The following is a 15,709-nucleotide window of genomic DNA, read 5'->3' as shown; positions in this document are numbered from 1 at the left end:
GCAAGGTAGAGCAGCATGGCGCCGGATTCGAAGATGCGGGTTGGCGGCGTGGTGGAATGGTCCATCAGGGCCGGGATCTTGGAGTTCGGGTTCACGTCGACAAAGCCGGAGCCGAATTGCTGGCCCTCGCCGATATTGATCAGCCAGGCGTCATATTCGGCGCCGGTATGACCGGCGGCGAGGAGTTCCTCGAACATGATCGTGACCTTGACGCCGTTCGGCGTGCCGAGGGAGTAGAGCTGGAAGGGATGCTTGCCGACGGGCAGGACCTTGTCATGCGTCGGTCCGGCAATGGGGCGGTTGATACTGGCGAACCGGCCCCCGCTTTCCTTGTCCCATGTCCAGACTTTCGGCGGGGTATAGGTCGGGTCGCTCATGTCGCTTGCTCCGTGGTTTTTTGGTTTTGCTCTGGGCGTATATGTAAGGGCGCCGGGCCGATTTGGAATAACAATCCGGTGATGAGGCCTGTTCGGTTGGAAAAGAAAAGCCCGCCCGGTTTCCCGGACGGGCAAGGCGCGGGATCTGGTTTGCTAGAGGACTTCGAGCATTTCCTGCACGAGCGGGTGGCGGACGACGTCCTGACCCTGGAGGCGGATGACGGCGGCGCCTGCCAGTTTCTCCAGCCGCTCGGCGGCATTGGCGAGGCCGGAGAATTCCGGCAGCAGGTCGGTCTGGGCCGGGTCTCCCGTGATCACCATGGTGGAATGCCAGCCGAGGCGGGTGAGCAGCATCTTGATCTGCGTATAGGTGCAGTTCTGCGCCTCATCGACGACGATGAAGGCATTGTTCAGCGTGCGTCCGCGCATGAAGCCGATCGGGGCAATCTCGATCACGCCCTCCGACAGCATGTGCTTGAGCTGGGCGGGTGAGAGGCGGTCCGACAGGGCGTCGTACAGGGGACGCAGGTAGGGGGCGAGCTTGTCTTCCATGGCGCCGGGCAGGAAGCCGATCTGCTCGCCCGCCTCGACAGCGGGGCGCGAGAGGATGATGCGGGCGACCTTGCCCTTTTGCAGGGCTTCGACGGCCTTGCAGACGGCGAGATAGGTCTTGCCGGTGCCGGCCGGGCCGAGGGCGGCGACGAGCGCATGGGTGTCCATGGCATTCATCAGCTGGGCCTGGTTCTCGGAGCGGGGTTTGACGGTTTTCTGGTAGCGCTGGGTGCGGTCGGGTTCGGCATGCCCGGGCTGCCGCTTGCGTGTGTCGGCATCATCGGGATGCCAGCTGCGACCGCCTTCGATGGCGTGGAGAAGGGGCGGCTGGCCGCGGCCGGCATCCTGAATCCATGCAGTGGCTTTCACCTCAGATGCTGTCTTCATTCGCTTGGCGGCGTTGCGTTTACCCATGGGAGAACTCCTTGGTTCCAGGCAGAAAAAAAGCCGTCAGCAGGATTGCGGACGGCTTGGCGAAAACGGGGGGAAGATGGACGGATCGCCCGGAGGGCGGCGTGGCCAGTCCGGAAACATTCGGTCCCGGCGGCGAGGTGAGGCATGGTCTTTCTATGACCGACTCCACTTGCGAATATGTTGCTGATCGTAGGTTAGCAGGGTTATCAAACCCTTTACGCGACATTCCGCAGGCGAAACGAGAGGACGAATCATTATGGCAATCTACCAGATCGGAGCGGCACGGCCACAGCTGCCAGCCAGTGGAAATTACTGGGTGGCGGAAAATGCCCAAGTAATGGGCAATGTGATCCTGAAGGAGAACGCCTCTGTCTGGTATGGCGCCACGGTGCGCGGCGACAACGACCCGATCACGATTGGCGAGAATACGAACATCCAGGACGGCAGCGTGCTGCATACCGATATGGGCGCGCCGCTGACCATCGGGAAGGATGTCACGGTCGGGCATATGGTGATGCTGCATGGATGCACGATAGGCGACGAGACGCTGATCGGCATCGGCTCGACGATTCTCAATCACGCGAAGATCGGGAAGAACTGCATCATCGGTGCCCACACGCTGATCCCCGAAGGCAAGGAAATTCCCGACAATTCGCTGGTGATGGGATCGCCGGGCAAGGTGGTGAAGGAATTGTCAGGCCCGCAGGTGCAGATGCTGAAAATGTCGGCGATGCATTATGTCGAGAACTGGAAGAAGCACCGCGACGGTGTCCAGCGTATCGACTGAGCCTTACTGGCGCACGTAGCGGATGGCGAAGCCCTTGCCGGCCACGCGGACGACCTCGCCGCGCACATTGCCGGCCAATACTGTGTCGCCAACCATCGGCGTTGCATCTTCTGCCTCGAAGCTGGCGCCCGTCAGCGAGATGTCGAGGACCCGGCATTTGATTTCGCGGCCGTCATCAAGGATCAGCAGGGCCGGGCCGCTCTGGGGCTTGCGGCCTGTCGTGCGGTCTTCGACCAGATCCAGCTGGTCCTTGTTGAGGAGCCAGGTCAGCCGGTCGGCCAGCTTGTCGCGCTTGTGGTCGACAATCCGGAACTGGACCGCGAATCCCGTTTGCGTGGAGCGGATGACGGTTGCGGCCACGCGGCCGAGATCATTGAAATAGCAGACGACCTGTGCGCCGGATTCCGGCCGGAAGCCTGACTGGATCATGGCGCCTGAACAGGAGATGTTGATCGTGGTGATGGCGTGATCGGTCTGGGCGGTATCGAGGACCTGACCGTCAAGCTGAAGCGGGACGCGCTTGTGAAGGCGGCGGTCCTTGTTGGGATTGATCAGCGGACTATTGCTGAGCGCCGAGCTGCGCACATCGGTCATTTACAGCTCCCGAAGGCCCGAAAAATTCAGGGCCTGTCCCACCGTGAACGCTTTACTTAGACAATTTAGGTTCACAAAGTGTTGCGCAGGCAGGCCGGAATTCGCATTCCGGGCCAACCTGCAAGACCTATTTCAGCCGGAGCCTGAATTCATGGAAACATATGATTATGTGATCGTCGGTGCTGGCAGCGCCGGTTGTACGCTTGCCAACCGGCTGTCGGCTGACCCCGCGATCAAGGTTTGCCTGATCGAAGCGGGCAAGAAGGACAATTCGCTGATGATTCGCATGCCAGCCGGTGTTGGCAGCCTGATCAAGCAGCCGAACGACCATAATTGGGGCTTCTATACCGAGGCCCAGAAGCACATGAACGGGCGCAAGCTGTACTGGCCTCGTGGCAAGGGCTGGGGCGGCTCGTCCTCGATCAATGGCATGATCTATATTCGTGGCCATGCCGGCGACTATGACCAGTGGGCCCAGATGGGCCTGCAGGGCTGGAGCTTTGCGGATGTGCTGCCCTATTTCAAACGGTCAGAAGCCTATGCAGGCGGCGACAATGCGTTCCATGGCGGCGCCGGGCCGCTGCGCGTGTCGGAAAGCCCGATGTCGAGCCCGATCTTCCGGGCCTTCGTGCAGGCCGGTGAACAGGCCGGTTTCAAGCGCACGGATGATTTCAATGGCGCGCAGCAGGAAGGCTTCGGTCGCTACCAGCGCACCATCCACAAGGGCGAGCGCTGGAGCGCCTCTTACGGCTATCTCCGTCCGATCGAGGGCGTACGGCCGAACCTGACGGTGATTTCGACCGGGCTGGTGACGCGGGTCCTGATCGAGAACGGCCGGGCAACCGGTGTCGAGGTTATCGAGGGCAAGGGCGCGCTGACGCAGGTGATCCGGGCTGACAGGGAAGTCGTGGTCTGTGCGGGCGCCGTTCAGTCGCCGCAGATCCTGATGCTGTCCGGTATCGGCAACCCGGAACACCTCGACCGGTTCGGCATCAAGGCGAAGGTCGATTCCCCCGGCGTGGGCCAGAACCTGCAGGACCATCTCGATGTGACGGTGATCCATGAGATGACGCAGCCCGTGTCGGCCTATTCGGCACAGAAGGGTATCAAGAAACTGGGCGTGGGCCTGCAATACCTGTTTAATCAGACAGGCGCCGGCGCCGACAATTTCCTGCAGGCCGGGGCCTTCATCAATTCACGCGAAGGCCTGTCCATGCCGGACATCCAGCTGCACCTCGTCAACGCCATCATGATGGACCATGGCAACCATGATCCGAAAAAGGACGGTTTCACGGTTCATGCCTGCCAGTTGCGGCCGGAGAGCCGCGGCACGATCTGCCTTGCCTCGGCAGACCCGTTTGCGCATCCGGCGATTGATCCCAACTACCTGGCGGCGGAAGAGGACCGCCGCGCCATGCGCGAGGCCGTCAAGATGGTTCGCGACGTGTGCGGACAATCAGCGCTGAACGCATTGCGGGGCGTGGAGATCATGCCGGGCGCAAGCGTTGTGACGGACGAGGATATTGACAGCTTCATCCGCCGCATGGGCGAGACGATCTATCATCCGGTTGGCACGGTCGCGATGGGGGTGGGCGATGGCAGCCCGGTCGACGGTCAGTTGCGGGTGCGCGGCGTCGACGGGCTGCGGGTTGTGGATGCTTCGGTGATTCCGACGCTGGTGGGCGGCAACACGAATGCGCCGACGATCATGATCGCGGAAAAGGCGGCCGACATGATGCTTGGCCGGCCTGCCCTGGCGCGCGAGGAAGCGCTCGCGACCGCCTGATATCAGCCGTTGCTGGCGACGAGGCGAAGCTGGCGGCCCTCAGTGCGGGTATCGGGTGGGACCAGCATCGAGATGCGGTGGCGCCAGACCGGGCGTCCGCCCAGCATGGGTTCGCCGCCGAGGGTCTGGTACAGGCCGAGCAGGCGCGGCGTGTCGGTATGGGCGCCGGGGCGGACCAGCGGCATCAGCGTGATTTCGACTTCCACGCGCTGGCCTGCCAGCGTTTCGCCGCGGCCGCGGATCACGCCAGGCGCGCCGTCATAGCGAACGGCTTCCATGAAATGGGCCATCATGAACCGGTCGGGGCCAGTCCACAGTTCCAGAAAGTCATGGTGGGTCAGGTCCCGCCCCAGGAGGTCGGACAGGCCCTGGCCCGCCGTGCGGAACCGCCAGCCGGTATCGCGGCTGTGCTGGACGACGAACAATTGCGTGATGAGATCGGGATGCTCGGCCACGCGCGGGTCATCCACGGCATTGGCGGCAGGGCTGGCGCTCATCCTGCGCCACGCGTCAATCAGGATCCGGGTATTTGGGTGTATAGACCGGTCGTTCATGACAGGCTCTCTCCGTACATTATTATCGGTCCGTGCAGACCGCTGGGATGTGCCATTCGCAATATCCATTCCAGTCGCAGCGTCGTCTTTCTGGGGAAAAGCGGACACACAGCGCGCGAAATTCGCCTGTCAGGGATTGCGCGCCGACCGGTAAGTCGGCCGAAAGCGCGCTTGACCTCACCGGGCGTATCAAGGCGGAACACTCCGCCTGTGATCGGCTGCCTCCGTGCGAGGGATGGTTTTGGCATGACCCCGCGGAAGATGGCCGTCAATCTAACGGAATTGTCAGATAGGGGCCTTGCGCAGAAGCCCGGCTCAGCTAGGTCTCAGGGACCGTTACTTATCCGCCGCCGCGAATCTCGCGGCTCCTCTCAGACTTGAATACAAAATTAGGGAGAATACCGAGTGTCAAAGACACCTTCGCGCCCCCATGCGCATTCGAATCTCAAAGCCGCGCTGAGCCTCGGCGTCGGCTTTGCCGCCATTGCCGGTGCTGCCATGCCCGCCACGGCGCAGGAAAACACCGAAGACTCGGCCCGTACGCTGCAAACCGTGACCATTACGGCGACCAAGCGCGAGCAGACGCTGCAGGATGTGCCTGTGGCCGTGTCCGTTGTGGACGAGTCCGTGATCGCCAAGGCGCAGATCAATGACCTGAACGACCTGCAGTCGCTCGTACCATCGCTCAGCGTCGGCCAGCTCCAGTCGTCGTCCAATACGAACTTCGTGATCCGGGGCTTTGGCAACGGCGCCAATAATGCCGGTATCGAGCCCTCGGTCGGCGTGTTCATCGACGGCGTCTACCGCTCGCGCTCGGCCTCGCAGATCTCTGACCTGCCGAATATCGAGCGTGTCGAAGTGCTGCGCGGACCGCAGTCGACCCTGTTCGGCAAGAACGCCTCGGCGGGTGTCATCTCTGTGGTGACCAAGAAGCCGTCGTTTGAACCGGCGGCTCTCGTTGAAGGCACGGTCAGCAATTTCAACGGCTATCGTGGCAAAGTATATGGCACCGGCCCGATCACCGACACGCTGGCCTTCAGCCTGGGCGGCAGCTACAGCAAGCGGGACGGCTATGTTGAGGATATCGGCGACGGCCCCGATACGAACGAGCGCAACCGTTACGGCATCCGCGGCGAGCTCCTGTTCGAACCGACCGAGGACATGTCGTTCCGCCTGATTGGCGACTATGACACGATCGACGAGATCTGCTGTGCAGCCGTCAACGTTGTGAACGGTCCGACCGGGGCAATCGTCAACGCGCTCGGCGGGCAGATCGCAACGGGCGACATCTACGAGGTGGCCTACAATTTCGGGTCCACGAACAATATCGATAATGGCGGCCTCTCGCTGCAGGGCGACTTTGACCTTGGCAATATGGTGCTGACCTCGATCACCGCCTATCGCCAGTCCCGCCTCGACCAGAACGCGGACTCCGACTTTACCACTGCGGACCTGCTGAGCGCCAACGCCAACCAGACCGATATTGACACATTCACGCAGGAAGTCCGTCTGACCTCGGATACGGATGGCCCGGTCGACTGGATGGTCGGCGGCTTCTATTTCGATGAGACGGTCGAGATCGGCAACCAGATCTATTTCGGCGATGATTTCCGCGGCTTTGCGAGTGCCCTGTCGGGGGGTGCGCTGTCGCAAGTGGAGATGGCACTCGGCCTTCCGGTTGGGCTGGTGTTCGGACAGTCGGGCCAGGGCCTGACGGAAGAGTTCGGCCAGGACAATACGGCCTGGTCGGTGTTCGGCACGGTTGATTGGCATGCGACCGACCGCCTGACGGCGACGGTCGGCCTCAACTATACCGAGGACGAGAAGGACGCCTATGGCAATATCGTGAACACGGATGTGTTCTCGAGCCTCGACTTTGTGGCCATCGGCTTTGCCCAGACACTGGGCGGTTTCGGCGTCGATGCAACCGACCCGGCGCAGGTGGCCGCCTTCGCTTCGGCCAATCCGGCGGCTTTTGCTGCTATTCAGTCGGCTGTTCAGGATCCGGCGCAGAACCCGCTGCTCGGCCTGCAGGAACTGCAGTTCTTCCCGCCTTTCCTGGGGTTCCCGAATTCGGTTGAGGACGGCCATTCCAAGGATGACAAGCTGACATATACGCTGCGGCTGGCCTATGACGCGACCGACAACCTGAACCTCTATGCGTCCTACGGCACGGGCTTCAAGGCGACGTCCTGGAACCTGTCGCGCGACAGCCGCCCGTTCGCGAGCGACTTCACGGCCGGTTCACCGGTCACGAGCCCCGGCTCTTCGCCGATCCGCGATGCCGGGCTCGCTCTGAACAACCTGACCGTGGGTACGCGTTATGCCGGTCCGGAGAATGCGACCGTCATCGAACTGGGTGCGAAACTGGCCTACAGCACGTTTGCCGTGAACATCGCGCTGTTCGACCAGGAGATCGAGGGCTTCCAGTCCAACACCTTCTCGGGCACGGGCTTCAACCTGACCAATGCCGGCAAGCAGTCGACACAGGGCCTGGAACTGGATGCCTCGTGGAATGCGACGGACAACCTGATGCTGACCTTCGCCGGCACGTTCCAGGATCCGGTATATGACGACTTCACGAGCACGGGCATCAAGATCAATCCCGCCCTGCCGCTCACCGCGTCGAACGAGCTCGATCTGTCGGGCCAGAAGCCTTACGATATTCCGGAAACCGCGACCTCGACTTCGGCGACTTACAGCTTCGATGTGAACTCGCTGGCCGCTTTTGTGCGGGCGGACTGGCAATATGAAAGCAAGACGGATTATTTCGACGATCCGGCCAATCAGGCGCTCATCAATGACCAGCACAAGATCAGCACCTGGAACGCCTCGGCCGGCTTTACGACCGAGAACGGTCTTGGCGTGACTGTCTGGGGCCGCAACATCTTTGATGACGAGTACATCACGGTGGCCTTCCCGACGACCGCACAGAGCGGCTCGATCAATGGCTATCCGAGCCAGCCGCCGACCTATGGCATCACGGTGCGCAAGTCGTTCTAACGATCCTGACACTTGCATATATGGAAAGCCCCGTCGCTTGCGGCGGGGCTTTTTTGCATTCAGCGGCCGGCGTTTGAGCGCAGGGCGAAAAGGGTGAGGACAAAGCCCGCGACTTCAAACCCGATAAAAACGTAGAAATCGGCTGTCGGAGGCGGGCCAAGCGCCAGCGCAGCGCCGCGGGCAAAGACATAGCCGCCAAGATAGGCGGCCAGGAACCATAGGGCCGGGCGTATCATGACGGCCCGCGCAGCGCCCGCGGCGAGCAGGGCGGCTGCCCCGAGGCTGACGCCGCCATAGATGCCGCGCAGCTCATAGGCGCCATTGGGGCCGCCGACCTCCACGCCTAGGCCTGAGGCCATCACCAGGGGGTTCAGGAGCGACCACAGCCCGAACGCAGCGAAAGCGGCAGCCATGGCTGCGAGGAAAATGCGGATCATCATGCCTTTTGAACTAGCGTGAAGCGGCCGGGAGGAAAGCCGATTTCCGGCGGATGCACCGATGGCCTGCCATTGCGCACCACCATGTCTATATAGAGAAGAACCTGATTCCCTATTCTGGAGGCTGCATGGCCCGCAATCCCGGACGCCCGCCGATCATCAATGCACCGCCCCTTGTGACGGCGCTGGCGCTGACCTTCCTGGCCGCGCATGGCGCGCGGATCCTGCTGAGTGAAGCGCTGCAGAACGTGTTGCTGTGGCACACGGCGCTGTTCCCGGAGCGATTCTGGGGCTGGGTGGGCGCCAGCCTGCCTCCGGGCATGGCCGAGCCCTATTCCAATATCGTCGCAGCCATCGCGCCCCTGTTCACGATTGCCTTTATCCACAGCGACTGGGTGCATGTCGGCCTGAATGCAGCGATGCTGCTGGGTGTCGGCAAGCCGGTTTACGAAAATCTTCAGCGGGTGCGCGGCGGCGAATCGCGCCGCACGGCTGAATTGTTCCTGTTTCTCTTCTTCCTGAGCGTGGCAGGCGGGTCCGTGGCGCACCTGATCGCGAATTATCCGGCCGGCCAGGTCGCTGTCGGGGCCTCAGGTGGCGTGTCGGGCCTGATTGCTGCCGTCCTGCTGGGGCAGAAGGGGGCGGAGGGGCGTCTGCTGTCGCGGCCCTTCCTGACGGCCTCGGTGCTGTTCCTTGTCGCCAACCTGGTGCTCGCCTTCATCGGGCCGGCCATGCTGGGAGCACACATCGCCTGGCAGGCGCATGCCGGCGGCTATGTGGCGGGCGCGCTCGTGTTCCGCTTCCTGATATGGCGCCTGGAGGGTGTCGAAGCCTGATTCCTGTTCGTGTTCGATTCGGCGCGCGTGTTGTGGTAATCTGCAGGAACATAGAAGTCGGACTCACCGACTGTGGCCTGGAGGATGATGTATGACGATTGACCAGATTCTGAACGACAAAGGGAATGAAGTGATTTCTGTCGGCGCCGACGACACGCTTGGCGCGGCCGCCAAGGTGCTGGATCTGCGGAGAATCGGCGCGGTTGTCGCCCTCGATTCGGGTGAAACAGTCATCGGCGTCCTGTCAGAGCGCGATATTGTGCGCCAGGTTGCGCGTCTCGGACACGCCGCCCTCGAGATGAAAGTCGGCGACGCCATGACCCGTGATGTCGTGACGGTGCCATCAACCATGCGCATTGATCATGCCATGCAGCTGATGACCGACCGCCGGATTCGCCATTTGCCGGTCATCCGGAACGAACGCCTGGTGGGCTTCGTATCGATCGGCGACCTCGTGAAATGGAAAATCGCCGAGACGGAAGCCGAGGCCGAGGCGATGAAGTCCTATCTTTCAGCCCAGTATTGACCCGATTGCAGCGAAAGTTGCAGTTTTTTGACAAAAGGCTGTTTTAAGGGGTTGCGGCCATACCTCATGGCGGCTATTCCCCGGCCTCCGCTGAAGACGCCCTCGGGTTTCTGAAAGCGGGGCCCGCAGACGGGCTGCTTATTAGGTGAATTAGTTCTTGCTATTTCCCCCGAACAGCGGCTATATATGCGGCTCCTCGAAATGCCTGAATTTGCAGGCCGTCACAACGGTCGACAAATTCATTTGTGCCTGAGTTTAGCAGAAAACGTGGTCAAACACGAAACTGCAGAAGGCGCGAAAAAGGGTGTTGACGGGCAATAAGGCGGCCCATATAAGCCGCCTCTTCCGGAAGGGGCGGCGCCCTGGATGGCCTACCGGAACTTCGGTTCCAGCTGTTTGACATTGTAAGAGATTAGGAAGAGAAACGCAGGCGGCGTGACGGCTTGCGGACACGGGCTTCGGCCACGGTCCAAACGATCACGACGGATGCGTTTCTTGAGAAAATTCTTTTTCCATCGATCAGGTTTCGGCCTGGTCTTTGTGACTAAGGGTTTCTCGTCAAAGAACGCAATTACTTGATGCTTATATAGCAACAGTTGCCGTCCTTATTCCAAAGGACGGATCGTCAGATCAACACTCAACTTGAGAGTTTGATTCTGGCTCAGAACGAACGCTGGCGGCAGGCTTAACACATGCAAGTCGAACGATATAGTGGCAGACGGGTGAGTAACGCGTGGGAACGTACCTTTCACTACGGAATAGCTCTTGGAAACGAGTGGTAATACCGTATACGCCCTCCGGGGGAAAGATTTATCGGTGAAAGATCGGCCCGCGTTAGATTAGCTAGTTGGTAGGGTAATGGCCTACCAAGGCGACGATCTATAGCTGGTCTGAGAGGATGATCAGCCACACTGGGACTGAGACACGGCCCAGACTCCTACGGGAGGCAGCAGTGGGGAATCTTGCACAATGGGCGAAAGCCTGATGCAGCCATGCCGCGTGAATGATGAAGGCCTTAGGGTTGTAAAATTCTTTCGCTAGGGATGATAATGACAGTACCTAGTAAAGAAGCCCCGGCTAACTTCGTGCCAGCAGCCGCGGTAATACGAAGGGGGCTAGCGTTGTTCGGAATTACTGGGCGTAAAGCGCACGTAGGCGGACTTTTAAGTCAGGTGTGAAATCCCAGGGCTCAACCCTGGAACTGCATTTGAAACTGGAAGTCTAGAGACCAGGAGAGGTTAGCGGAATACCGAGTGTAGAGGTGAAATTCGTAGATATTCGGTGGAACACCAGTGGCGAAGGCGGCTAACTGGACTGGTACTGACGCTGAGGTGCGAAAGTGTGGGGAGCAAACAGGATTAGATACCCTGGTAGTCCACACCGTAAACGATGAGAGCTAGTTGTTGGCAGGCATGCCTGTCAGTGACGCAGCTAACGCATTAAGCTCTCCGCCTGGGGAGTACGGCCGCAAGGTTAAAACTCAAAGAAATTGACGGGGGCCCGCACAAGCGGTGGAGCATGTGGTTTAATTCGAAGCAACGCGCAGAACCTTACCTACCCTTGACATACCGATCGCGGTTTCCAGAGATGGATTCCTTCAGTTAGGCTGGATCGGATACAGGTGCTGCATGGCTGTCGTCAGCTCGTGTCGTGAGATGTTGGGTTAAGTCCCGCAACGAGCGCAACCCTCATCCTTAGTTGCCATCACGTTTGGGTGGGCACTCTAAGGAAACTGCCGGTGGCAAGCCGGAGGAAGGTGGGGATGACGTCAAGTCCTCATGGCCCTTACGGGTAGGGCTACACACGTGCTACAATGGCAGTGACAATGGGATAATCCCCAAAAACTGTCTCAGTTCGGATTGTCGTCTGCAACTCGACGGCATGAAGGTGGAATCGCTAGTAATCGTGGATCAGCATGCCACGGTGAATACGTTCCCGGGCCTTGTACACACCGCCCGTCACATCATGGGAATTGGTTCTACCCGAAGATCGTGTGCTAACTTCGGAGGCAGCGAGCCACGGTAGGATCAGTGACTGGGATGAAGTCGTAACAAGGTAGCCGTAGGGGAACCTGCGGCTGGATCACCTCCTTTCTAAGGATGCTTTGGATTGTCTGGTTCGCCAGGCTCTGGAGCTCTAAAGAACATATCGCCTCCTTGAGAGGCAAAACCATAGCGGCTTTCACGCCGTCTTCGTTTCTCTTCCTTCGTTCGTACTTCGGGCCGCTTCGCGGCAGTCCGGAAAGTAAGCGAGCCCCGCGGGCGCTTGTTATCGCCTGTCTTCGACTTTGACTGTGTGGCTCTGATGAGTTGCTGGTCACGGGCCGGTAGCTCAGGTGGTTAGAGCGCACGCCTGATAAGCGTGAGGTCGGAAGTTCAACTCTTCCTCGGCCCACCATCGAAACCTGTTCCGGCAGGGTAGGGAGCGCGCTTGCGGATGCCCGGTTTGGGGCCTTAGCTCAGCTGGGAGAGCGCCTGATTTGCATTCAGGAGGTCAGCGGTTCGATCCCGCTAGGCTCCACCATCCGCTATTCGACACGAACGAAAGAAGTTTACCGTTTCCGGGCCCCTTGGGGCCTCGGGATATTTGTCATTGTAAGGGAAAGATTGATCCGGCTGGCCGCCACCCCTCGTGGGCGTGCGTCACCAGCCTCAGCCGAATAACCGGCCTCGCAGCAATGCGTGGTATTGGTAAAGGGTCAGTCTGCAAGAAACCAACATGTCTGATCGAGATCCATGTTTGTGGCGGCGCGTATGCGTTTTCCACTGCACATGGGTTTCAAAAACGATCAAGCGTCAAAAGGGCATCCGGGGGATGTCTTGGCGGTAAGAGGCGATGAAAGACGTGGCACTCTGCGATAAGCACCGGGGAGGCGAGAGCACCCTTTGATCCGGTGATTTCTGAATGGGGAAACCCATCTCCGAGATGTTGGATAATTCGAGCGCTTCGGCGCTCGACCTGTCTAACATTTCAATAGTGAGATATTTTAACCTGAATACATAGGGTTAAAAAGCAAACCCAGGGAATTGAAACATCTAAGTACCTGGAGGAAAGGACATCAATTGAGACTCCGTTAGTAGTGGCGAGCGAACGCGGACCAGGCCTGGTCTGAAACAAGGCGAAGCATCTGGGAAGGTGCGCCATAGTGGGTGATAGCCCCGTAGCCGTAAAATGAAGACCTTTTAGAGTAGGGCGGGACACGTGAAATCCTGTCTGAACATGGGGGGACCACCCTCCAAGCCTAAGTACTCCTTACCGACCGATAGTGAACAAGTACCGTGAGGGAATGATGAAAAGCACCCCGATGAGGGGAGTGAAACAGATCCTGAAACCGGATGCCTACAAGCTGATGGAGCCCTTAGGGGTGACATCGTACCTTTTGTATAATGGGTCAGCGACTTAGTGTTGCGTGCAAGCTTAAGCCGTTAGGTGTAGGCACAGCGAAAGCGAGTCTTAATAGGGCGACTGAGTACGTAGCATTAGACCCGAAGGCAAGTGATCTAGGTATGGGCAGGCTGAAGGTGCAGTAACATGCACTGGAGGGCCGAACCGTTGAGCGTTGAAAAGCTCTCGGATGACCTGTGCCTAGGGGTGAAAGGCCAATCAAACTTGCTGATAGCTGGTTCTCCGCGAAATCTATTTAGGTAGAGCGTCACGATGAGACTCTGGGGGGTAGAGCACTGAATGGGCTAGGGGATCTCACCGATTTACCAAACCTTCTCAAACTCCGAATACCCAGAAGTTATGCGTGGCAGACACACGGCGGGTGCTAACGTCCGTCGTGAAAAGGGAAACAACCCAGACCGCCGATTAAGGCCCCCAAGTTATAGCTAAGTGCGAAACGATGTGGAGGTGCTGAGACAATCAGGAGGTTGGCTTAGAAGCAGCCATCCTTTAAAGAAAGCGTAACAGCTCACTGATCAAGCGCCTCTGCGCGGAAAATGTATCGGGACTAAAGTTATACGCCGAAATCGCGGGCTCAGTAATGAGCGGTAGCGGAGCGTTCCGTAAGCCTGTGAAGGTGAACCGTGAGGTTTGCTGGAGGTATCGGAAGTGAGAATGCTGACATGAGTAGCGACAAAGAGGGTGAGAGACCCTCTCGCCGAAAGACCAAGGGTTCCTGCGTAAAGTTAATCTGCGCAGGGTTAGCCGGCCCCTAAGGCAAGGCCGAAAGGCGTAGTCGATGGGAACCACGTTAATATTCGTGGGCCAAGGGATGAGTGACGGATTTCGAAAGTTGTATCCTCTTATTGGATTGAGGATGCGGCCTGGAAGTCCCAGGAAATAGCCTCCCTATTAGACCGTACCCGAAACCGACACAGGTGGTCAGGTAGAGCATACCAAGGCGCTTGAGAGAACTATGTTGAAGGAACTCGGCAAATTACCTCCGTAACTTCGGGAGAAGGAGGCCTCACATTGGGCAACCAGTGCTGAGGGGCACAAAACTGGGGGTTGCGACTGTTTATCAAAAACACAGGGCTCTGCGAAGCCGTAAGGCGACGTATAGGGTCTGACGCCTGCCCGGTGCCGGAAGGTTAAAAGGAGAAGTGCAAGCTTTGAATTGAAGCCCCGGTGAACGGCGGCCGTAACTATAACGGTCCTAAGGTAGCGAAATTCCTTGTCGGGTAAGTTCCGACCTGCACGAATGGCGTAACGACTTCCCCACTGTCTCCAACATAGACTCAGCGAAATTGAATTCCCCGTGAAGATGCGGGGTACCCGCGGTCAGACGGAAAGACCCCGTGAACCTTTACTACAGCTTCACAGTGGCATTAAAGAATATATGTGTAGGATAGGTGGGAGGCTTTGAAGCATGGTCGCTAGATTGTGTGGAGCCAACCTTGAAATACCACCCTTGTCTTCTTTGATGTCTAACCGCGGCCCCTTATCGGGGTCCGGGACCCTGTGTGGCGGGTAGTTTGACTGGGGCGGTCGCCTCCCAAAGTGTAACGGAGGCGCGCAATGGTAGGCTCAGAGCGGTCGGACATCGCTCGTTGAGTGCAATGGCATAAGCCTGCCTGACTGTGAGATCGACGGATCGAGCAGAGTCGAAAGACGGTCATAGTGATCCGGTGGTCCCGAGTGGAAGGGCCATCGCTCAACGGATAAAAGGTACTCCGGGGATAACAGGCTGATGATGCCCAAGAGTCCATATCGACGGCATCGTTTGGCACCTCGATGTCGGCTCATCACATCCTGGGGCTGGAGCAGGTCCCAAGGGTTTGGCTGTTCGCCAATTAAAGTGGTACGTGAGCTGGGTTCAGAACGTCGCGAGACAGTTTGGTCCCTATCTGCCGTGGGTGTTGGAGACTTGAGAGGATTTGTCCCTAGTACGAGAGGACCGGGATGAACACACCTCTGGTGGACCTGTTGTGGCGCCAGCCGCATTGCAGGGTAGCTATGTGTGGACTAGATAACCGCTGAAAGCATCTAAGCGGGAAACTAACCTCAAAACTAGGTCTCCCTGAGAGCCGTGCAAGACCAGCACGTCGATAGGCTGGGTGTGGAAGCGCAGCAATGCGTGGAGCTAACCAGTACTAATTGCTCGATAGGCTTGATCGTGAAACTCGTGTGTAGTTGAAAGCGCATCGCTTTCGCTCATACATGGGCCTCGAAAAGACATTTTGGTTTCATATTGCATTATACCTTGCTGATTTCCGCCGACCCGGTGGTTATGGCAGGGGGTCCCCACCCGATCCCATCTCGAACTCGGTCGTTAAGCCCCCTTGCGCTGATGGTACTACGTCTTAAGGCGTGGGAGAGTAAGTCGCTGCCGGGTCCGCAGAAATCAGTAAAATAATGCCTCTTGCAGACAACATCTTTCCTTTACTTCGAAGGGCCAT

Annotated in this window: 9 protein-coding genes, 2 tRNA genes, 3 rRNA genes and 1 pseudogene; 10 read left to right on the top strand and 5 right to left on the bottom strand. The window is 58.8% G+C overall.

Features of this window, described 5'->3' with window-relative positions; all coding sequences use genetic code 11:
* Positions 1-377, bottom strand: a pseudogene (locus VR74_RS10330) (glutathione-dependent disulfide-bond oxidoreductase); the annotation flags it as partial.
* A 153-nt stretch (positions 378-530) separates the two neighbouring features.
* A complete protein-coding gene (locus tag VR74_RS10325) occupies positions 531-1,343 on the bottom strand; it encodes a PhoH family protein (protein WP_045696489.1) in 813 nt (270 codons plus the stop codon).
* Positions 1,344-1,599: 256 nt separating this feature from the next.
* Between VR74_RS10325 and VR74_RS10320 the strand changes: the two genes are divergently transcribed.
* Positions 1,600-2,130 (top strand): gamma carbonic anhydrase family protein, encoded by a 531-nt coding sequence (locus VR74_RS10320; protein ID WP_045696487.1) that lies wholly within the window; start codon positions 1,600-1,602, stop codon positions 2,128-2,130.
* A 3-nt stretch (positions 2,131-2,133) separates the two neighbouring features.
* On the opposite strand, the gene VR74_RS10315 is transcribed toward VR74_RS10320, so the two are convergent.
* Positions 2,134-2,724 carry a PilZ domain-containing protein gene (locus VR74_RS10315; RefSeq protein WP_045696485.1) on the bottom strand — a complete coding sequence of 197 codons (591 nt, stop codon included), beginning with the start codon at positions 2,722-2,724 and terminating at the stop codon, positions 2,134-2,136.
* A gap of 151 nt (positions 2,725-2,875) precedes the next feature.
* On the opposite strand from VR74_RS10315, the gene VR74_RS10310 reads away from it, so the two are divergent.
* Positions 2,876-4,510 carry a choline dehydrogenase gene (locus VR74_RS10310; protein ID WP_045696483.1) on the top strand — a complete coding sequence of 545 codons (1,635 nt, stop codon included), beginning with the start codon at positions 2,876-2,878 and terminating at the stop codon, positions 4,508-4,510.
* A 2-nt stretch (positions 4,511-4,512) separates the two neighbouring features.
* Here VR74_RS10310 and VR74_RS20855 read toward each other — a convergent pair whose 3' ends face one another.
* Positions 4,513-5,064, bottom strand: coding sequence for a PAS domain-containing protein (locus VR74_RS20855; RefSeq protein ID WP_299950128.1), 552 nt, complete (start codon positions 5,062-5,064; stop codon positions 4,513-4,515).
* Between the two features lie 405 nt (positions 5,065-5,469).
* On the opposite strand from VR74_RS20855, the gene VR74_RS10300 reads away from it, so the two are divergent.
* Positions 5,470-8,067, top strand: coding sequence for a TonB-dependent receptor (locus VR74_RS10300; RefSeq protein ID WP_299950126.1), 2,598 nt, complete (start codon positions 5,470-5,472; stop codon positions 8,065-8,067).
* 59 nt (positions 8,068-8,126) lie between these two features.
* Here VR74_RS10300 and VR74_RS10295 read toward each other — a convergent pair whose 3' ends face one another.
* Positions 8,127-8,507 (bottom strand): DUF4345 family protein, encoded by a 381-nt coding sequence (locus tag VR74_RS10295; protein WP_045696481.1) that lies wholly within the window; start codon positions 8,505-8,507, stop codon positions 8,127-8,129.
* Positions 8,508-8,632: 125 nt separating this feature from the next.
* Here VR74_RS10295 and VR74_RS20850 point away from each other — a divergent pair, with 125 nt between their 5' ends.
* The 7 genes from VR74_RS20850 to rrf all read left to right on the top strand — a co-directional run bounded on the left by VR74_RS20850 (position 8,633) and on the right by rrf (position 15,645).
* Positions 8,633-9,340, top strand: coding sequence for a rhomboid family intramembrane serine protease (locus VR74_RS20850; RefSeq protein ID WP_299950124.1), 708 nt, complete (start codon positions 8,633-8,635; stop codon positions 9,338-9,340).
* A 91-nt stretch (positions 9,341-9,431) separates the two neighbouring features.
* On the top strand, positions 9,432-9,866 hold the full coding sequence (locus VR74_RS10285) for a CBS domain-containing protein (protein ID WP_045696479.1): 435 nt from the start codon (positions 9,432-9,434) through the stop codon (positions 9,864-9,866).
* A 638-nt stretch (positions 9,867-10,504) separates the two neighbouring features.
* A 16S ribosomal RNA gene (locus tag VR74_RS10280) occupies positions 10,505-11,959 on the top strand.
* A gap of 227 nt (positions 11,960-12,186) precedes the next feature.
* A tRNA-Ile gene (locus VR74_RS10275) sits at positions 12,187-12,263 on the top strand.
* A gap of 50 nt (positions 12,264-12,313) precedes the next feature.
* A tRNA-Ala gene (locus tag VR74_RS10270) sits at positions 12,314-12,389 on the top strand.
* Positions 12,390-12,652: 263 nt separating this feature from the next.
* Positions 12,653-15,428 (top strand): 23S ribosomal RNA (locus tag VR74_RS10265).
* A 102-nt stretch (positions 15,429-15,530) separates the two neighbouring features.
* Positions 15,531-15,645: ribosomal RNA gene (gene rrf / locus VR74_RS10260) — 5S ribosomal RNA — on the top strand.
* Together the 16S, 23S and 5S rRNA genes with 2 tRNA genes alongside form the textbook arrangement of a ribosomal RNA operon.
* Positions 15,646-15,709 lie beyond the last annotated feature (64 nt).

The organism is Hyphomonas sp. BRH_c22 (genome assembly GCF_000961795.1).
GTDB lineage: Bacteria > Pseudomonadota > Alphaproteobacteria > Caulobacterales > Hyphomonadaceae > Hyphomonas.
The sequence above is the reverse complement of the archived record's forward strand: the minus strand, read 5'-3'. Positions and strand labels throughout refer to the sequence as shown.